Origin of the sequence: Cohnella fermenti (assembly GCF_004801405.1) — a bacterium.
In the GTDB taxonomy this organism is placed as follows: Bacteria; Bacillota; Bacilli; order Paenibacillales; family Paenibacillaceae; genus Cohnella; species Cohnella fermenti.
In genome coordinates, this window is record NZ_SSOB01000007.1 from 1 (window position 1) to 17,875 (window position 17,875).

General features: G+C 48.5%; 21 protein-coding genes. 5 read left to right on the forward strand and 16 right to left on the reverse strand.

The features are described from left to right. Positions 1-121: 121 nt before the first annotated feature. From E6C55_RS06865 to E6C55_RS06875, 3 genes are all read right to left on the reverse strand, one after another. Positions 122-547, reverse strand: coding sequence for a hypothetical protein (locus E6C55_RS06865; protein WP_136369041.1), 426 nt, complete (start codon positions 545-547; stop codon positions 122-124). A 101-nt stretch (positions 548-648) separates the two neighbouring features. Beyond that, positions 649-1,515 (reverse strand): hypothetical protein, encoded by an 867-nt coding sequence (locus E6C55_RS06870; RefSeq protein ID WP_136369042.1) that lies wholly within the window; start codon positions 1,513-1,515, stop codon positions 649-651. A gap of 58 nt (positions 1,516-1,573) precedes the next feature. Beyond that, a complete protein-coding gene (locus E6C55_RS06875; protein ID WP_230986580.1) occupies positions 1,574-2,194 on the reverse strand; it encodes an EcsC family protein in 621 nt (206 codons plus the stop codon). 246 nt (positions 2,195-2,440) lie between these two features. On the opposite strand from E6C55_RS06875, the gene E6C55_RS06880 reads away from it, so the two are divergent. Continuing rightward, on the forward strand, positions 2,441-2,809 hold the full coding sequence (locus E6C55_RS06880) for a helix-turn-helix domain-containing protein (protein WP_136369198.1): 369 nt from the start codon (positions 2,441-2,443) through the stop codon (positions 2,807-2,809). 35 nt (positions 2,810-2,844) lie between these two features. Here E6C55_RS06880 and E6C55_RS06885 read toward each other — a convergent pair whose 3' ends face one another. The 4 genes from E6C55_RS06885 to E6C55_RS06900 all read right to left on the reverse strand — a co-directional run bounded on the left by E6C55_RS06885 (position 2,845) and on the right by E6C55_RS06900 (position 5,380). Further along, positions 2,845-3,408 (reverse strand): hypothetical protein, encoded by a 564-nt coding sequence (locus E6C55_RS06885; RefSeq protein ID WP_136369044.1) that lies wholly within the window; start codon positions 3,406-3,408, stop codon positions 2,845-2,847. Positions 3,409-3,530: 122 nt separating this feature from the next. Continuing rightward, positions 3,531-3,758 (reverse strand): hypothetical protein, encoded by a 228-nt coding sequence (locus E6C55_RS06890; protein WP_136369045.1) that lies wholly within the window; start codon positions 3,756-3,758, stop codon positions 3,531-3,533. A 4-nt stretch (positions 3,759-3,762) separates the two neighbouring features. Then, complete coding sequence (locus E6C55_RS06895) at positions 3,763-4,797, reverse strand: hypothetical protein (RefSeq protein ID WP_136369046.1); 1,035 nt, start codon at positions 4,795-4,797, stop codon at positions 3,763-3,765. A gap of 64 nt (positions 4,798-4,861) precedes the next feature. Then, a complete protein-coding gene (locus E6C55_RS06900) occupies positions 4,862-5,380 on the reverse strand; it encodes a hypothetical protein (protein WP_136369047.1) in 519 nt (172 codons plus the stop codon). A gap of 263 nt (positions 5,381-5,643) precedes the next feature. On the opposite strand from E6C55_RS06900, the gene E6C55_RS06905 reads away from it, so the two are divergent. Continuing rightward, positions 5,644-6,228, forward strand: coding sequence for a BglII/BstYI family type II restriction endonuclease (locus E6C55_RS06905; RefSeq protein ID WP_136369048.1), 585 nt, complete (start codon positions 5,644-5,646; stop codon positions 6,226-6,228). Positions 6,229-6,292: 64 nt separating this feature from the next. Here E6C55_RS06905 and E6C55_RS06910 read toward each other — a convergent pair whose 3' ends face one another. Further along, positions 6,293-7,486 (reverse strand): DNA adenine methylase, encoded by a 1,194-nt coding sequence (locus tag E6C55_RS06910; RefSeq protein WP_230986581.1) that lies wholly within the window; start codon positions 7,484-7,486, stop codon positions 6,293-6,295. Between the two features lie 165 nt (positions 7,487-7,651). Between E6C55_RS06910 and E6C55_RS06915 the strand changes: the two genes are divergently transcribed. Next, positions 7,652-8,263, forward strand: coding sequence for a DNA modification methylase (locus E6C55_RS06915; protein WP_136369049.1), 612 nt, complete (start codon positions 7,652-7,654; stop codon positions 8,261-8,263). Positions 8,264-8,355: 92 nt separating this feature from the next. Here the strand turns inward: E6C55_RS06915 and E6C55_RS06920 are convergent, their stop codons facing one another. After that, positions 8,356-8,538 (reverse strand): hypothetical protein, encoded by a 183-nt coding sequence (locus E6C55_RS06920; RefSeq protein ID WP_136369050.1) that lies wholly within the window; start codon positions 8,536-8,538, stop codon positions 8,356-8,358. A 516-nt stretch (positions 8,539-9,054) separates the two neighbouring features. Between E6C55_RS06920 and E6C55_RS06925 the strand changes: the two genes are divergently transcribed. Further along, a complete protein-coding gene (locus tag E6C55_RS06925; protein ID WP_136369051.1) occupies positions 9,055-9,621 on the forward strand; it encodes a hypothetical protein in 567 nt (188 codons plus the stop codon). Positions 9,622-9,644: 23 nt separating this feature from the next. Continuing rightward, complete coding sequence (locus E6C55_RS06930) at positions 9,645-10,604, forward strand: Kiwa anti-phage protein KwaB-like domain-containing protein (RefSeq protein WP_168735500.1); 960 nt, start codon at positions 9,645-9,647, stop codon at positions 10,602-10,604. Between the two features lie 197 nt (positions 10,605-10,801). Here the strand turns inward: E6C55_RS06930 and E6C55_RS06935 are convergent, their stop codons facing one another. From E6C55_RS06935 to E6C55_RS06965, 7 genes are all read right to left on the reverse strand, one after another. Next, positions 10,802-11,650 carry a sugar phosphate isomerase/epimerase family protein gene (locus E6C55_RS06935; protein ID WP_136369053.1) on the reverse strand — a complete coding sequence of 283 codons (849 nt, stop codon included), beginning with the start codon at positions 11,648-11,650 and terminating at the stop codon, positions 10,802-10,804. Between the two features lie 74 nt (positions 11,651-11,724). After that, positions 11,725-12,579, reverse strand: coding sequence for a sugar phosphate isomerase/epimerase family protein (locus E6C55_RS06940; protein WP_136369054.1), 855 nt, complete (start codon positions 12,577-12,579; stop codon positions 11,725-11,727). A 50-nt stretch (positions 12,580-12,629) separates the two neighbouring features. Continuing rightward, entirely contained in the window at positions 12,630-13,808 is a 1,179-nt protein-coding gene (locus E6C55_RS06945; RefSeq protein WP_136369055.1) for a Gfo/Idh/MocA family protein, read from the reverse strand. A gap of 179 nt (positions 13,809-13,987) precedes the next feature. Then, positions 13,988-14,668: a Gfo/Idh/MocA family protein gene (locus E6C55_RS06950; protein WP_407923698.1), complete on the reverse strand. Its 681-nt coding sequence runs from the start codon at positions 14,666-14,668 to the stop codon at positions 13,988-13,990. A gap of 20 nt (positions 14,669-14,688) precedes the next feature. Continuing rightward, positions 14,689-15,984, reverse strand: a complete 1,296-nt coding sequence (locus E6C55_RS06955; RefSeq protein ID WP_168735501.1) for an ABC transporter substrate-binding protein — start codon at positions 15,982-15,984, stop codon at positions 14,689-14,691. Between the two features lie 143 nt (positions 15,985-16,127). After that, positions 16,128-16,967: a carbohydrate ABC transporter permease gene (locus E6C55_RS06960; RefSeq protein WP_211093539.1), complete on the reverse strand. Its 840-nt coding sequence runs from the start codon at positions 16,965-16,967 to the stop codon at positions 16,128-16,130. Beyond that, complete coding sequence (locus E6C55_RS06965; RefSeq protein ID WP_136369201.1) at positions 16,964-17,800, reverse strand: carbohydrate ABC transporter permease; 837 nt, start codon at positions 17,798-17,800, stop codon at positions 16,964-16,966. Before E6C55_RS06965 ends, E6C55_RS06960 begins: the two co-directional genes overlap by 4 nt. Positions 17,801-17,875 lie beyond the last annotated feature (75 nt).

Below are 17,875 nucleotides of genomic sequence, written 5' to 3' on the forward strand. Positions count from 1 at the left end.
GACCTGCCGTTTTTCCACTCCCCTGATGATTGGCGTTAGGCTTCTCAGGCAGCTGTCGTGCCTGACGCACGAACGCCCACGTCATTGTCGGTGATTCTTTCACCGACAAAGTACGTGAGCGTTAACAATCGGAAATGGCAGTTTGAACGTAATATCCGGTTTTTATGTATAGAGAACTCCTCTCTGTTACTTGCACATCCCCTTCCAATCCGGACAACAGAAGGGAATCGATGCTTTGAACAATGGATTTCAAATCGTCCTTATGCATATTTTTATATTCCTTACTGCGAAACAATTTCATTGGTGCGCTGGTAAACTGTTTTAAGAGCTCCTCGATAAGATCTGCTTGCTTGGGGGAGATCGAGAATGCATTTCCTTTTTTAAGCGAGTCTGCATCTACACCGGCGGCTTCCAGTATCAAACCGTAGTAGGTCCTTTGATCATCATAAAAATGTCTGAAATCTGAGGAAGGATTATCTCCATACCATTTATGAAATAACATGCGGCTAAATTTTAAAAATGAAATGCGGTCTGTTTTCTTCGTCATCGAGTTTCCATCTCCCTTCAACCTTATTATATCGTTGCCATATCATAAGGTCTTACAAAAAAAGAGCTTCGTCAAAATAGACGAAGCTCCGTTGAGTTAATTCATTGAATCTGATTTGAAAAATCAGGGAACGGAGCGTCTGGATTATCCTCGGTGCCCATTGTCCACCCGTAAACCTCAGATGTTCCTTTCCGTACGAAAACGTCACCACCCATACCCTCGGCAGAAGTGTAGCTTATGTAATAGTAGTGGGCACCGTCAACAGTCGTTATATCGTATTCCGGAAAGTCATGAGTTGCCGTAAAGTTTCCAGGGTCGAGGTCTTCGACAATCTTGATGGCATCCACCGCGGTTTGGGCTTTGCTGTTTGTGGTTGGAGCTTTCTCCGGTGCGACCTCTTCAGTTGGTTCAGGAACCGGCTGTGTGTCAACGCCCTGATTTTGCGGTTCCTGAATCAGTTCCTGTCCCGAAGTCCTTAAGGCAGGGAACTCGGACGCTGACAGTTTTACAAAAATATCTAGGTTCTGATCCCCAAAGACAATGCCACCGACAGTGCCTGGATCATCAACGACAAACGCTGCTTTGAAGTTTGTGGTCCCATCAGGTAGAAGATATCGCGATTTGCTGTTACGTGAACTAAGAGCCGTTTCAATCATTTCACCGTTCACGGTCACGAGGTAGAACTTCAGATTGTTTACGTCTACCGTCAGATCGCCTTTATTCTGCATACTGAGTTCGAAGACGATCGGTGCTGGAGAGCCATCCTCAGGGTAGACGACGGCATCAACTACTTGCATGACAATTCCTTTAGCCTCTTCGTCTGCTGAACCCGTATTGGAGGCCGATTGAGCCTTCGAAGCGTCTTCTGAGTTGATGGTATTGCTTTTTGTCTCCCCACATCCCGCAATAAGCATAATAGAGGCGATCAGGATAAACCCTATTGACTTGAGATTAGATAAATTCTTCATAAGAATGACGCTCCTCTACAGATGTAGTTACTCTATAATGTTGTATGACTATCGATTGTTACTCGATAAACAAATTCCTTGCCGTGTTTCCGATGATATTGGTCGAAACCCCATCCATGACCGCTCCTGTTACGCCCCCGACCAATGGAATTGCTTTGGACAAATTCACAACCCCCTTGGAGCCGAACTTGGTGAGCAGACGGAAACCGACCTTCTGATTGATCTTTTTAATGACCTCGCCTGAAAGTTTCTTCAGCCCTTGTTCCGCCATTTTCTTGCCGATCACAATTCCGACATCCTTAAGTATGTCTTTGGCGGCGTTACCGCATAGGCTGGCATAAGCCATTGTACGTACTTTATCGTCTTTGACATCGTGTCCGCCCATGATGGCGATTGCGGCAATCATTCGTAGCTGGATATAGAGGACTGAGGCCAGGTTGGCCGGGATTGCTACCGGCAACGTTACGATACCTCCGAGACCGGTGAGAAAACCGGATGTCGCGCTTTTCGTGTTCTGCCATCGAATGATTGAATTGATCTGATCTCGTAGTTCACCTTTGCCTTTCGAGAACTCCGCTGCCAGTTCGTAAGCATCCTGTGTTCCTGGAACCCCTCCGACAACTACCTTTTCATACGCCCAATCTAACGCTTTTGTGATGGTTTGCTGAGTAATTGCCACTATAAATCCTCCTCCGTTGTTTCTGAGAATATTGTCGAGACTTAGCTGAATAGGCAGCTATTCCTCGAATAATTATTCACAGTCCAATTCTTAATTCCTATTTGCAGTTCTTCCAGATGATCCCTTTATCCTAGATTGATTATACTAAACTTATAAGTATAGTAACAGGATAGATTGAAGTTTGAGTATCCTTCTGATCGTAGGTTTCCTTCTCTAGCATGAATAAGAGAAGGACAGGTGATCGTGATGACGGAATTAAAGGTTTTGGTAGGAAAGAGGCTAAGGCAAATACGGAAGGAACAGGGATTAACACAGTTAACGGCTGCTGAACGAGCCGAAATGGCGGACACGTACCTGGCTGGAGTGGAGCGAGGTGAGCGAAACATCTCTCTCGAAAGCTTAGAGAAGATCGTTAAGGCTCTGGATGCCGAGCCCATTGATGCGTTCCGTTTCGGCGAACTGGAGCCCAGCAAAGGACTGAAAGATAAGCGGGATGTCATCCGGTTGCTCGCGGCGTTTTTGGAGGAGAGGAGCTTGGAAGAGATTGAATTAATTCGCAAACTCGCTAAAGACGTTATGGCAACCATTGATTCGGAAAAGAGAAAGAAGGACTAGGCGTGCCCGATCCCATCCGGAATCGGGCCGTTTCTTTATACACTTGAATAGTGGCGATCAAGGTACTCCCGGACAGCGGCGTTAATCAAGCTCGCAATCTTGGGGAACTCACCCTGCTGATGCAGCTCATGAATTTGGTTAAACAGTGATTTTTCAAGATACGTGGTCATTCGCTCGTATCGCTCGTTAAAAGGCGGCTGCCTTCGGGGGAGGGACTGCGACGGCTTTGGCGAAGGGGAAGCGGCAGGGTCCGGCAGGGCGGGCGATAGTGCTGCCGTCTGCTTCGGCATGCTTGGTGCTGTCGGTCGAGAGGTTCCTTTGGGCCTGAGGACAGGGCCCGTCTTGCGGGCGATGCCCCCGTTGTTGATCGGCGTTGCTTTTCGCGGCCTTGGCGACTCTTCTTCAACGGTGACGGCTTCTACGGGTGCTGCCGGTCTCGTCATGGCGCTCGATTCCTCGAGTCTCAAATCTTGCGTTTCGGTTGAATCGACTGGGTTTGGCACTGGAGAAGACGCAGTTGCTTCGATGTCCGGCGGAATGTCCCTTTGCTCTTTCGCTTGCCGCGCAATCTCTCCGAGGCTGAAGGCCCTTGCATTCATCTTCAATCACTCCCTTGTGAAGTTGGGCAGACGTCCATGTAGACGTTGACGTCTACATGGCCGTCTACGTTGACCCTAATTCATTGTTAGAGGGGATGCTGCCCTCTTTCGTTAAAGCGTGCTCAAATAAATTGGAAACGGACCTCGAAAAGATCGCCATCAACGCTTCCTACAACGTCGCGGATGGCTGCGAGGATGCGGCGAAGCGTCGGCAGATGCAGCCGTTCATCCGAAGAGCGAATCGTCTGCCAAACAGTGGCGAGAAGCCATTGGCAGGTATCGTATTGCTCCAGCAAATCGTCCTCAAGCTCGATCAGCTGCGTACGCTCGGTGGTTCGTCGGGGGGTCATCCGGCTACTCCTCCGAGCGGATATACTTAGGGTTGATTCGAATCTTCTCGCCTGCATGGTGCAGATAAAAGCGCATGTCGCGCGACGAGCTGTTGGCCTGATCGGTAAAAGCATTTCGTAACGCCGGATTTTCCACGATCCAGTAATCCCTCGATTTCTGCCCTCCGAACAAAGCGACCATCGCGTAGTTGAAGCTGGCCGAATTGCAAATGCCTCCGGTTCCCGGCGGCAGGCGATCCGCGATCTCGCCGATCGTTAAATCAATGTCGTGCAGGTTCTCTTTTTCCAATGTAAGCAGAAAGCAGGCGAACAGGACGTCGGCGTTGGCGCGCTTCGTAATCTGTTCAAGGTTGAAGCGTTCGGAACGGGCAGTGTCCCACTGGAAGGAGCGGATCATAGGCTCTTTCGTTTTGTAGTCGGCGGAAAGATTCACGTAGGCGTGGCGGTTCCCGTACATTTTGAGGAATCGGTCGAGCCTGATTCGGGATTCATCCCCGTAAGGCATCTTGGGCAAGATGGCGCGGAAGAAGGCGGAGTAGTCTTGCAGGAGGGAAAAGGAAGGCTCGGGAGCAGCGTCTTCTGCGATGCAACCGGCGGACCTGAGCAACTCGAGCATGGCGTCGAGCCGGTGCCGGTCGGCAATCTCGAGCTCGCCGGGATGCCGGAGGTGAAGCAGGAAGGCAGTGGCATCGAAGCCGTGCTGCCGATCGGGCAGCTTGTCCAGCCAGAAGGTGGCCTCACTCTCGGCATTGTTGTCGGCGATGCCCAGGAACTGGGGCCAGGCCTGGGTGATCGAGGAGACGGTTTTGCGTTGGGAGTAGGTGAGGGAGTTGCGCTGCCAGCTTCCGAAGTGCCAGGAAAGCGCAGAATGAAGCATCTCGGCTCCGAGCGCTTTCGGGTCAAGGAATTGCTCTCGCCACCGGTCGAGCGGCTCCGTCGGGTACTTGGCGTAAGGGAAGTGAGACATGTGCTCGTCGAAGTGATCGTTAATGTAGGTGACGATGGCCTTTTTCTTGTTCTCGCTGATGGTCAGGGTCATTCTGGTGGTTCCTCCTTGTAGGGGTAGTTGTCGAAAATGACGGGAGTGACGCAATTTTGGGTGTCTAGAAGAGACCGTCGAAGTCGTCGTTGGTCAGGTGCCTGGCGCTGTTCGTTTCGCCTAGCTGTTTGTGTGCAGGTTCCAAGTAGTCCTCGTCGTGACCATTCAGAGCGATCCTCTGCTCAGGCATGAGGAACGGGTCTTTGAGCTGAACGTAAAACGGCTCGGCCAGATCGCGCACCCAGCGAAGCGCGTCGGGAATGGTGCCGCCATGAAAAATGGGAGGACCCTCTGCCCAGAGGTCCTCACAGGCGAATTTGACTGTTTGATTAACCTCATCCATGATTACAAATACATCGGTTCCATCCACATAATCATTAGACCCGGCTTGACGATCAGTTGTTCGTAGGACGACTCTGATCGTATGAGTAGGGATTATCGATTCATCATTTATGCTCGGAACGTGATTCCAGTTGAATGGAGCAATAGCCGCTGTCATGATCCAGATATTCTGACTGATTGAACCGAACAGGTCTTCACAACTAAAGGTATTTTGTAATAGTTCTAGTATTGATTTGATCATATGGCCCTCCTTGATTTCTTGAAATCATTCAATCTGGCACTCATGCTTAAATTAATATGGATCATGCATTTGGGTCCTTGATGATGAATAAAGTGCAGTGGATTAGGGCGCGGAATGATAATTAAGGTCCTTATAAGGTTGACATTCATGTTCACATAAGCTATCCTAAGTTCATCAAGGACCTTGATTTGTAATTATCCGCAAGTTATCAAGGTGTTTTCGCAGGAACAAGGACCTTAGATTGAAAATGGGGGCGATTCGGCATGGCTATTTCTCATCTACCTACATCGATTACAGAAAAATTTGAAGTGTATGAAAGGAATCATGCAACTGCAATCCTGTTAACGGATTTTCCCGAAGAATATAGGGAGCTTCTACATGTATTGGAGAACTTTGAACTGACCAAGGACGATATTTTGACCCCAGGAGGACGCAAGTCACCAATTGCTGAAAAATTGGATGGAGAGTTCTACAAAATGGGTTGGGTCGAGAAACAATTTCGGATCAACATTTCTGTGGATTCAACCGACTACCACACACCATCTCATAAAGTTGATTGCTTCAAAGAGAGAGTCGGCATAGAAATTGAGTGGAACAACAAAGATCCGTTTTATGACCGTGATTTGAGCAATTTCAGGCTCCTTCATGATCTTAACGCGCTCAGCGTAGGAGTAATTATTACACGTTCTGAGGAACTGCAAGAGATCTTTAATGAACTTGGGAAAGGAGCATCTTACGGAACCTCAACAACTCATTTCGGCAAATTAAAGCCAAGAATTGATGGCCGAGGTGGTGGTGGATGTCCGCTCCTAGTCTTCGCAATGAATCGCAATTGCTTTGTTGGATAAAACAGAAAGAAGTTAGGCCTGTTATATGGCCTAACTTCTTTTGGTGCTTTGTTGAAACTAGTTTCTAAAGTAACTTGGCAATAACAACTGCTTCTTCAACATTCCTGCTTTTATCCTCTTTCCTGCCCATCGTGCTGTGTAAATATTCGATTGTCTGCACTTCGACGCTATAATTTCTTCCGAAGGTCGCAATGGCCAAATTTTCAAGTTGATCAAGTTCTATCATGCCAGTATTGCTGTAGCTTAAGACCAGGTTCGAACGCTTGTCCCTTATTTTTTGGAACATCTGTCTAAAAGCATCCTCAACTTGGGTTCTGATGCAAAATGGAGACTGATGGCGATCCGTTCTATACCTGCCCTTGTACCGTACGTCAGGGTAATCGTATCTTACAAGCGTCTCTATCGCGTGATAAAATCTCGAGTAATGAACGAATGCATACGGTGGATCGGCATAAACCACGGTCCGTTCAGGGATCATTTCCAAACAATCCAGGTAATCCAAAGAATAGACCTCAAATGGATGACGGTTCTCGTGTAGTGTGTTTATGAGCTCGTCCATTTTTCTCGAAAAATAGGGTTCAATTTCTTTTCTTCTATAGATGTGAATGTCAGCCATTGAAGAGTCATTTGTCGCATCCCTGTATTGTGCATAATGTCCGGTACTTTGTGAATTGTATGACATAGCGAACATTAGGGATGCAAGGATTGCATTGTAAAAAGGTGTTTCTCGATACTCTTCTGCAACTGAACGAAATGCATCTATCCAAACACATTGATCGAAGGACCAGTATGTGCCGGAGTAGTATTTTGTGAATAGGTGGTATTCAAATTGGCTGAAGTCGTGATGGATGAGACTGCGCTGAGACTCTTCCAGAGCAACAAATTCTTCAACTGTAAATTCCCTATTGTAATCAAACTGTAACTGTGGGTTTGCTGCTAAAAATTCTTCTACTCTTGATCGTGCACGCTGAACGACGTCATCAATGAGGTTCGGATGCATGCTCCACTGGTAGTTTGTTAAATAAGCCTTCGCAAGTACTGATGAATATTCTTGAATGTCGTTACTAATAACTTGAGATTGATTTCTCAAAACACCGGAAAGCACGCTGGATCCGGCAAACAAATCGCAAATTGGCCCTCCGGTGTGTACTTCGTTGATAGCATTGACTACGAAATCAATTATTTTCTTTTTTGAACCCATGTATTTAATGAAGTGAGGTACTTCGACATCAGGTGTAAGTGTCATGATTCGTTCCATATTATTTCTCCTCGAATTCGGTCTTTTGTTTTGCTCATTTGAATGGTATATTAAGGATGTAACTTTGGTGGCAGCAAGATACAAAATCAATATGTTCAATTATAATTCATTGGAGCAAAGCATGCCCATTTTTTTTGGGCATGCTTATTTGCGTTGGGGGTAGCCATGAAAAGTGTGATTTCGTATCCATATCGAGGAAAATGGGGAAGGGCTGATTATCGAGGGAACTGCTCGGGTTTTGTAATTAAAGATCTGCTGGAGATGTATAAGCCACGCTCATTTCTTGAGATTTTTGCTGGGGGCGGTACAGGCTTCGAGGTAGCTAGGGAAATGGGATATAAAGATTCAGTTCATTTGGATTTAAACCCTGAGTGGGGTGGCTGGAACGCTCTGAAAGACGAAATCACTATTTGCTCCGAGCTAATTTTTTGCCACCCACCATACTACGATATGGTTATTTATTCAGGAGAAGTTTGGGGAGAAGCACATGAAGATGACTTATCTCGAGCTCGGGACTATGGAGACTACATACGAAAGTTGAATCTCGTCCACAGGAAGCTATTCAATAGTCTTCCTGAAGGGGGGAGGTTGGTGACGTTGCTGGGAGACTGCAGGAAACATGGAGTGTACTACTCAATTATTAAGGACATGGAGTATTTCGGTTCGCTTGAATCACATATAATAAAAATCCAACATAATGCAAATTCATCGAGAAGGTCATATAAAGGGTCGTTCATCCCGATTGTTCACGAACATTTGCTTATTTTTCGAAAATAGGATGCCTGTCCAAATTAAGATTTGTCTTACAGCAGCTAAATGTAAGACAGAAAATATAAAGAGGGAGAAGAACTCCCTCTTTATTCATCCAATCATCCCGTATTTCTTTCAGGATAACACCACTTACAGCCGTTGTAGCCCTGTGTAAAATAGTATTCGGCATAATCAGTGTCGATTCTATGACTAGGGCTAATTTCATTAATTTTACAACGCGGTTCTACTTTTGCTGTTTGATGAACTTCTTTGGTATTCGTATTAACAATGTATCTTGCCATGAATGCACCTCCTCCCCAACACTACTCTATTTTACATAAGCTTACAGAAATTTTCAAGAACATATGTTCTAGCCCTGCGCACTCCTAGATTCCCTCTCAAATCCAACATGTTTGTGGTAAGCTAATCAGTCCAAACAAACGTTAATCGCTGGCGGATAGGGATTGTTCTCTTGGTTCAAAAGCTTACTACAAGGAAGACAAAGAAGACGTTCTGAAAGAAAGTGCTCAACATCGTCATCGACAATGTGAATCCACACTCAAGGTATGTATTATGGCCTGGGATCCGAGTATCTTTATTCATACTTCGATGAGTTCGGTTTTCGTTTTATCAGACATTTTAAATTGAACAAAATCTTCGATCGTTTGATAAATGTATTTGTGTTTGCCAACCCGCCATCTGATCGGAACATGCGTTCTTTTTCTGGGAATTCATGATAGAATATACTCATACGTAGCGATTTAAGATGAATATTCGGATGTAATGAGCGAATAATGAATAGAGAGGGGGGAACCGATATGTTCTTTGGTACCAGATTCTACTTCAAATTGCTTTATTATTTGACAGCGATGACGCCGGCATACCTTCTATTTTCATTACAATTGTTTATTAAGTACAAAATTGGTATTCTTAAATTGTTCGGCATAAAAATCCCATGGATAAGCTTTGCAATTTTGCTAGTGTCATTTGCTTTGATATGGGGAGTCAAAAAGCTCTTGCATATAGCGACAAAGCGACAAGAGAATCATTACATCTTAAATCAAAGAGAAGCAAAAATAACTCAAGTGAATGGGGACGTTGTTTCTTTCCTTCTCGGTGTAATCTTACCGGCTGTTATCTTTATTGAAGATTCAATAGCGATCTGTATGGTTGTCTTTATAGGCCTTCAATTTATAATTTTCTTATTGGTTTCAAAGAGCAGTTCAGTTTTTCCTAATATAATGGCAATCATGTTTAGTATGAATGTGTACATTTTAGATAATGGGTTCTACCTTATTTCCAACGAAAAGATGACAGAAAATTATGAACGTATCATAGCAGTTCGGGTTGGTGATAGCTCAAATCTTCTAGGCTATATTACGTAGAAAACATTATGGGGGACAAAGACGTGACAACGGTAGTTAATACTTGGATTGTGACCTCGAAAAATAATAAGTTGCACAACCTTTATAAAGTGCTCCTTGATAATGAGGGCAGGGAGAGCATACAAGCGTTATTGTCTCAAAATGTTGAAGACTCATTACAGAGCAACGATATATTGACGGAGCGAAGCCCGAAGTCTCTAATCGAGGGAGACCCTTATTTTTATAAAACGGATCGTAATAATCCAGAAAGCTTAAAGGCGTTAGGTTTAGAGGAGTTTTATACAAAAGTTGTTGATAATTATGAGGCCCTACGTACCAGCGATGTAATAACTTTTAGAAAGAATTTACAAGAATATAATGCTGATTCTGAAAGACCTCGGTTTTATATATTTGAGATCAAGAGAAATGATGAGCAATTATTTGCTTACGCACAAATTGATTCTAAGGCATTAGTGAGAAAAAGAAAGTTATTAGAGTGGAATGCTAGTCTCAATAAAAGTTCGGCTGTAATTGACATAACCGAAGGGGTGCCGTTGCCTAGTAATATAACAGCTATATTCGAGGCTACGTCTGATAAGCTTTACGTTTATACTCCATTCTCGTTTGAGAAAATGCTTTTCATACATGAAGCTGCTAAGTTAAAAGCTAACGAGAATATCCAGAAATTTATACGAGGAGAATTCACGATAGGAAATGAAGGTTATAACATAAAGGGGTTAGATCAAACCGTAGTTTCCTCCAAAATTTTAAAAAGCTCTAGAAGTATAAATCGAATCGCCAAGTATACTGCTTCTGAATCACTTGAATCTGTTCGAACTATTGAAAATGTAATGACTTTGTTGCCTAATGAAAACGACAAATTGCAATTTAACCATACGGAGAGCATCGTCGTTGTAAATCAAGATAACTATAAGACATTTGTGGCAGTTATTCATGATAGTATTGTTAAGAGGTTAATCTCTGGTGAAGTACAGATAATATAATGTGTAAATGAAGAGGGCGCTTTAGGTTAGCGCCCTCAATTCTTTTTAGAAAACGACTCTCCAGCTTTCTATGGAAGCGAAATAAATTTCGCCCTATATATGTTACGGTGAACCGTATCACAAGTAGGGCGAAAAATAAAACACGGTGCTCACTTTTCCCAATCGAGTCGCTCTCGTCCTCTTCGGGTCTACCGCATTCAGCTTACTGCGAACAGCCTCGCCATATTGCGGTAGCTGATTGCCACGCTCTCAAGCTGGTTCAGATTCGTGTGATCCTGCTCGACGAACATGTATTTGCCGTACCCCAACCTTCGGATCTCTGCGATAATGGACGGGATATCGATGATGCCCTCGCCGATCTCGGCGAAGAATTCCGGCTTGCTGAATTCGGCGAAGCGCTCGTACGTTATGTTCGCTGTCCCGCCGACCGTGTCGAATGCATTGACGGGCTCCACGCTGCTCGGCAAATCCTTCTGATGCACAAGATCGCATCTCTCGCCCAGCTTGCGCAGCCATTCGAGCGGATCAATGCCGCCGCGCAGCGCCCAATACGTATCCAGTTCGATCTTGACCAGGCTCTCGTCCGTGAGCTCCAGAATCGATTCCAACACCATCCGCCCGTCTATCCGTTGGAACTCCTGGAAGTGATTGTGGTAGTAAAAATCCATGTCGTGCTTACGGCAGATTTCGCCATACCGATTTAGTTGAAGGCTAATCTCGCGAATGTCGGCTGCGCTGCCGAAGAAGGCGATGCCCTTACCGATGGACGTATTCCCCAGCTCCTGGTTGAACGCGATGACGCGCTCCCAGTCAAACTTCTCCATCGGATCCATATGCGCGGATACAACCTTAAGACCGAGCCGATCAAGCGTATCCTTAAGCTGCGACGGAGTCATCCCTCCGACGTTCAGATGCTTGTCTGCTTGATGGAACGCCAGCTCGACGTACCGATAACCGATCTCTGCGATCTTCTCCAGCGTGCCGGCATAGTCTTTGTCCAATTCATCGCGTACCGAGTACAGTTGAAGCCCAAATTCCAATTCCATGATACTTCTCCTTGGCCTCGCGCGGCCTTTATGATGATCGTGCCCGCTTCCGAATCGCTTGATTATCTAGCTTTCTATATTAAAGAACCGATATATTCGGCGAAATTCCGCAACATTTCTCTTGATCCCTTGCTATTGCTTATACTGAAATCTTCAACGCCCAAATAACCCTCATATCCGACTGCCTTTAAGTCACCAACCACTTTGCTCCAAGGCACGATACCCTCCGTCAGAGCCACCCAATCTGCGTTCCACGTGCTGCTTCCGTCAGCGGACTGGCCCGTTCGATTCCATGCCGCATTCTTGACGTGAACGTGTGCCAAGTACGGACCGAGCAACTCCAGCCCCATCTTATAGTTCTCGAATCCTTCGTGCACCATGTTGCCCGGATCGAATAACACGCCAATCCAATCCGGATCGAAAGCTTCAACCAAACGGTATGCCCCGCTGGCGGAAGCGGCAATCGTCTTATGGTGTGTCTCCACCAGTCCTTTGACCCCGTAGTTTTTGCACAACTCTTGGGCCTCCCGCAAGTAGGCCATTTCCTTCTCTAATAAATTGCTAAATGATTGAGTTCCGTCATACCAAGGTACCGCCAAGCGGATGAATTTGGCGCCCACATATTTCGCGGCGGCGAGAACCTGTTCAGTACACTCCAAATCGCCAACCGTCAAATACGGCGTTACACTAAGTGACACAAGTTTATGGGCATCGGCTGCTTCCTTGAATGGCTTCCATGTGGCTTCCCGGCCATTCTCGGGAATCGAGCAGCGGTTGTTGCGCCAGAACGACGGCGATTCCTCTAGAGCGTCCGATGGTACGTCTTTGTATCGCCATTCGATGCCATCCAGGCCAGCTTCTTTTGCGGCCGCTGCGAGTTCTTCCGGTGTAAGATCAGGTGTCGATACGGTAAAGACGGATAATTTCATAAGTTCAAGTCCTCCTGCCCGGGCTTCGTCGATTGTGCGAAGTATGCATTTTAATACGTTCCGCCGGTATCCAATATTTGGGGCAAGCCCACTTTCTTCTTACTCGTTGATCTCCGAATGTTCTCCTGCAGCTTCTCGTAGAACAAATCTTCATCGATCGGCAGGTTGACCCAGTCGTCAATCCAAGTGGAGAGCAGCATTGCGTTGGAAATCATCAGTCCTTTAATGCCATCTTCGCCCGGCGCTAGCAAAGCCGTACCTTTTAGAATCGCGTTCACCCAGTTTTGCGTAATCCCTTTGTGCTGCCCCATATCGAACTGAGTCATACCGTCGTTCACCGAAATATCGATCTTCCAGTTCTCCGGCTGGCCGAAGCCTCCCTTGTATGTGCGGTTAAACTCCGTCTCGGACACTCTCAGGCGCCAGAATGTCATATTGCCGTCTTCGATCACGATTTTCCCGCGATCTCCAGTCACCTCTAACCGGTTCGTGCCCGGTGCATCGCAGGTCGACGTGATGAATACTCCCGAGGCTCCGTTCTCGTATTCGGCATATGCGGTCACATCGTTCTCGACTTCGATGTTCCGGTGTTTGCCGAAGGAGCAGAATGCTCGAATCCGCTTCGGCATTAATCCGGTCGCCCACTGCCACAGATCTAACTGGTGCGGATTCTGATTGATCAGGACACCGCCACCTTCACCGGCCCATGTCGCGCGCCAGCTTCCTGAATCGTAATAGCTTTGAGAGCGATACCAATCGGTTATGATCCAGTTCGTGCGGCGAATCTCTCCTAGCTCACCACTTGCGATTAAATCCTTCAACTTTGCATATAAAGGATTGGTTCGTTGGTTATACATAATGCCAAAGACTTTACCAGAAGCAGCGGAGATGCCATTCATCTCTCGAACTTGCTTTGTATATACGCCTGCCGGTTTTTCGATTAGCACGTGAAGACCTTGGCGCATAGCGAGAATCGCCTGTTCCGGATGGAAATAATGCGGCGTATTGACGATCACTCCATCCACTGCACCGGAAGCTAACATTTCATTATAATCGTCAAAGCGTGCAACCCTGTCCCCGAATTCTTCCTTCGCCCATGCAAGACGATCGGGCTGTTTGTCGCAAACCGCGGTTAGTTCGGCACCCGCCACTTCATTTTGAAACAAATATCTCGTGTGCATAGATCCCATGTTGCCTAATCCTACGATTCCAATTCGTACTTTATCCATTCCCTAACAATCCTTTCGTACGGTTTCTTTGCCGATGACGCAGGAGATCCTTCCCTTTTAACAGGAAAAGAAGTGCCGCAGAAGAACGGGGCGGAATGCCCCGTCACGGTCCTGCGACTTATTCGTGCGGCATACTTGATGATTGTGCCAGCCTCTGGATCACTCGTATGCCTTGCATCTTACAGGTCGAGAGCATGCTCGGGCAGATCCGTCGGGAATGCCTCTGGCCGGCTGCACTTGCTCTGCAGCTTGTAGTGGTGCCCTTCGCGAGATGAGAGCAGCAAGCCGTGCATCGTCTCCAGTACATGGAGGCACAGCTCGCCGCTGGCCCGGTGCTCTCTGCCGCCGCGAATCGCGTGTGCCATATCCATGACGCCGAGCCCGCGGCTGTTCTGCGTGAAGCCGTGCGTAAGCGGAATCTCCTCGAAGCCTGGACGATTGTGGCGCCTCACCTTGACTTTGCCGTCGTAGAAGTTCGGATGCGGCACCGACAGCGTTCCCTTCGTGCCGTAGATCTCGATGTCGGGCAGCTCCGAGCCCCAGACGTCGAAGCTCGTGATCAGCGAGCCGAACGCGCCGGAGGCGAAGTCGAGCACTCCAGCGATATGCGTCGGCGTCTCCACCGGAATCTTGGCGCCGTAATTAGCCGGATTCGTGATGATCCGCTCCGGGCTAGCGATTTGGGCGGAGCCCGTCACCCGCTTCACGGGGCCGAGCAAGTTGACGAGCGCCGACAAATAGTACGGTCCCATGTCGAACAACGGACCGGCGCCTTCCTCGTACAGGAAGCCCGGATTCGGGTGCCAGCTCTCCGGCCCGGGACTAACCATGAACGCTGAAGCGCCGATCGGGCGGCCGATCCAACGCTTTTAAGCCTCTATTACTTTTTGCTCGCCTTTTCCCACGCCGTCTGGAATTCCTCCAGCATTTGAGCTTTGTCGATCTTCCCGGATGCCAGCTTCTGCAGCGAGGCGCCGAAATCGGCGGTGACGCCGTCGGGGAACTTCGCTTTGGTCCCGGTCAGCATCTTGCCCTCGTCCACGTAAGTCTTCAGGTCCGTTCCCAGCGCTCCGAGCTTCGCGGGATCGACCGCCATGGATTTGAAGGCCGGCACAAACTTGAATTCGTCGGAAATATAGTGTGCGCCGTCCGTCGAGAACCACTTCAGGAATTCCTTCGCTTGCTCCTTCACCTCGGAGTCCTTGCTGATGACCCAGTATCCCGGCACCTCTGTGGAGATCTTGCCGTTCAGCTCCGCATCGTCGTTGATCGGCATCGGCATTATTCCGATATTCATGTTCGGAGTGATCTCGTCGATCAGCAGCTGCGAGCAGTTGCATCCAGTCGTCATCGCGCCTTGACCGGTCGCGAAGGCGGTGATCTGGCCGTTGTAGTCGACCGTCAGCGGATTCCCGTAAGCGTTCGCCAGCTCCAATTCGACGTTGTTCAACCAATCCTGGTAGACGGCGTTGTCGGAGAATTTGGCCGTCCCGTTCGTTAGATCAGCCATGAATTGGTCCGGCTCGGCCTGCTTGGACATCGGATTCTCCGCGCTGAAGTTGCCAGGGTTGTACCAGGACCCGTAAGGGACGACAAACGGCGTGATGCCGGCCACCTTCAGCTTCTCAACCGCGTCCTTCAGCTCCGTGAGCGTCGACGGCGCCTTGTCGATCCCGGCTTTCGCGAACAAATCCTTGTTATATAAGTATCCGGTGCCCATGACAGACATCGGGAAGCCGTACAGCTTGCCATCGAAGGTCGCCCCCGGCTTGGCGGTGTCGACCATATCCGACACCCACGGCTCGTTCGATAAGTCCTCCAGATGCTCGACCCACGTGCTCATGCCGTTAAAGCCGGTCATAGCGAACAGGTCGGGCATTTCCTTGGCGGCAAACTTCGTTTTGAGCGAGGTATAGTAGGTGTCTGTGACCTGACTGGCGATTTCAAGCGTGACTCCGGGATGGGTCGCTTCATAGTCCTTCTTGAGCAGATTGAACGCTTCGGCGGTCTCGACCGAGCTGCTGAAGATGTTGAGCGTCACCGGCTCGACAGGAGCCGCTGCAGACTCGGAAGCGCTGGCAGACGCGCTCGGCGAAACAGCTCCCTCACCGACAGTGTCGTTTCCGTTTCCGTTGCCGCAACCAGCCAGCAATAGCACACTCATCACCGTAGACATTGCATACATGGACCTCTTTTTCATTGTTTCTCCACCCTCCACATTTGTGTGTCTCTTGCTCCCTTACATTTCAATCATCTTCCAATGTCAGCTTAATTGACACTCACGCATTTGTCCGTCGACGGGGACAATTTTGATCGGTTTCAGCCTTTGACCGCCCCGCCCGCTACCCCTTCTATGATGCGTCTCTGCATAAGAAGGAAGAATAGAATAGCAGGCGCTGTCCCTAGAACGAGCGCAGGCAGCGCCAGATCCCACCGGGTCAGGAACTCTCCGAAGAACGCGTTCATCGCCGTCTGGATCGTGTGAAGCTCGGACTTGGTCAAGAGCAGATTGGGCAGTAGGAAGTCGTTCCAGAACGTGAGCGTATTGAGCAGCACGAGCGAGACCGTCATCGGCTGCAGCAGCGGAACGACAATGCGCCAGAATACTCGAAGCGGCCCGCACCCGTCGATAATCGCCGCCTCCTCGATCTCGTACGAGATCGTCTTGACGAAGCCGTGGAACAGGAAGATAGAGAAGGACAGTCCGAGCCCCCAATACGTGAAGACGATGCCGCCGAGCGAATTGATCATGCCGAGCTCGCGAATCACCTGCACAAGCGGGAGCATCAGCGACTGGAACGGAATGGCCATAGATGCGATAAAGAGGTAGAAAACGGCCGTATTGAACCTCGTCGGCATGCGTACCATACGATGCGCCGCAAGAGCGGAGATGATCGTAAGACCGATATTGCTGAATACGGTGATGAGCAACGAACGGAGGAACACATCCGGGAAATTCAGCGCATTCCATGCCTTGGAGTAGTTGTTCCAGACGAACGCGCTTGGCCAGCCGGCCGTATTCGTCAGTTGTTCGGCTACGCCCTTCACCGAATTGATCAGCAACAGGTAGAAGGGAATCAGAAACACGATCGCGACGAGCATGACCAACACTTCCGTTACTATCGCATTAAGCTTTCGCCGGCGGAACGCCCCAATCATAGCTCCACCTCCCGCTTCTTGGTGATGTAGACCTGGATGCACGTAATCAGTACGACGGCCAGGAAGAACAGCACGGCCTTGGCAGTGCCGAGGCTGTAGTTGTTATTGCTGAAAGCTTCGACGAAGATATTGAACGCCACCGATTCCGACGACTTGAACGGCCCGCCCTTCGTGAGCGACAGGTTAAGATCGTACATCTTGTACGTCCAGCTAATCGTCAAGAATAGGCATACCGTGATCGAAGACATCAGCATCGGCAGCTTGATCCGCAGCAGCTTCGTCAGCTCGCCGGCGCCGTCAATATCGGCCGCTTCCTCCATCTCCTTGGATATCGCCGTCATGCCCGCAATATAGATGACCATGACATAGCCGACGCCCTGCCAGACGCTGACGATGACGAGCGCCCAGAAGGCAGTCGCCTCCGAGCCCAGCCACGGCAACTCGAAGAACGACAGTCCCGTGAGCTGACCGAACGAGGCGAAGCCCTTGGTAAAAATAAACTGCCAAATGAACCCTAACAGCAAGCCTCCGAGCACGTTGGGCATGAAATAAATCGTTCGCCACCAATTGCGGAACCGCAGCTGCTTCGTCAACAGATAAGCAAGCGCGAAGCCGAATACATTCGTTAACACCGTAATGACGATCGTGATTTGGGTCGAGAACCAGAATGCCTTCGCGAATTCTGGATCGCCCGTTAATATCGTCTTGTAGTTGGTTAACCCAACCCAGCCGACATGGCTCGCTATGCCGTTCCAATCGGTCATGGAGTAGTACAGGCTGAGCGCGAACGGCATGACGACGATGATAACGTACATGACCAGCGCGGGGCCCATGAATAAGCTTTGCTCCCCTAGGCTTCTAAGTCTCTTCTTCAAGAGCTCCTCCTCCTTTATCTACTAACGATAGAG

Coding starts and splice junctions, on each gene's coding strand:
- E6C55_RS06865 (WP_136369041.1), bottom strand. CDS start 547: ATGACGAAGAAAACAGACCGCATTTCATTTTTAAAATTTAGCCGCATG.
- E6C55_RS06870 (WP_136369042.1), bottom strand. CDS start 1,515: ATGAAGAATTTATCTAATCTCAAGTCAATAGGGTTTATCCTGATCGCC.
- E6C55_RS06880 (WP_136369198.1), top strand. CDS start 2,441: ATGACGGAATTAAAGGTTTTGGTAGGAAAGAGGCTAAGGCAAATACGG.
- E6C55_RS06885 (WP_136369044.1), bottom strand. CDS start 3,408: ATGAATGCAAGGGCCTTCAGCCTCGGAGAGATTGCGCGGCAAGCGAAA.
- E6C55_RS06890 (WP_136369045.1), bottom strand. CDS start 3,758: ATGACCCCCCGACGAACCACCGAGCGTACGCAGCTGATCGAGCTTGAG.
- E6C55_RS06895 (WP_136369046.1), bottom strand. CDS start 4,797: ATGACCCTGACCATCAGCGAGAACAAGAAAAAGGCCATCGTCACCTAC.
- E6C55_RS06900 (WP_136369047.1), bottom strand. CDS start 5,380: ATGATCAAATCAATACTAGAACTATTACAAAATACCTTTAGTTGTGAA.
- E6C55_RS06905 (WP_136369048.1), top strand. CDS start 5,644: ATGGCTATTTCTCATCTACCTACATCGATTACAGAAAAATTTGAAGTG.
- E6C55_RS06910 (WP_230986581.1), bottom strand. CDS start 7,486: ATGGAACGAATCATGACACTTACACCTGATGTCGAAGTACCTCACTTC.
- E6C55_RS06915 (WP_136369049.1), top strand. CDS start 7,652: ATGAAAAGTGTGATTTCGTATCCATATCGAGGAAAATGGGGAAGGGCT.
- E6C55_RS06920 (WP_136369050.1), bottom strand. CDS start 8,538: ATGGCAAGATACATTGTTAATACGAATACCAAAGAAGTTCATCAAACA.
- E6C55_RS06925 (WP_136369051.1), top strand. CDS start 9,055: ATGTTCTTTGGTACCAGATTCTACTTCAAATTGCTTTATTATTTGACA.
- E6C55_RS06935 (WP_136369053.1), bottom strand. CDS start 11,650: ATGGAATTGGAATTTGGGCTTCAACTGTACTCGGTACGCGATGAATTG.
- E6C55_RS06940 (WP_136369054.1), bottom strand. CDS start 12,579: ATGAAATTATCCGTCTTTACCGTATCGACACCTGATCTTACACCGGAA.
- E6C55_RS06945 (WP_136369055.1), bottom strand. CDS start 13,808: ATGGATAAAGTACGAATTGGAATCGTAGGATTAGGCAACATGGGATCT.
- E6C55_RS06955 (WP_168735501.1), bottom strand. CDS start 15,984: ATGTCTACGGTGATGAGTGTGCTATTGCTGGCTGGTTGCGGCAACGGA.
- E6C55_RS06960 (WP_211093539.1), bottom strand. CDS start 16,967: ATGATTGGGGCGTTCCGCCGGCGAAAGCTTAATGCGATAGTAACGGAA.
- E6C55_RS06965 (WP_136369201.1), bottom strand. CDS start 17,800: ATGGGCCCCGCGCTGGTCATGTACGTTATCATCGTCGTCATGCCGTTC.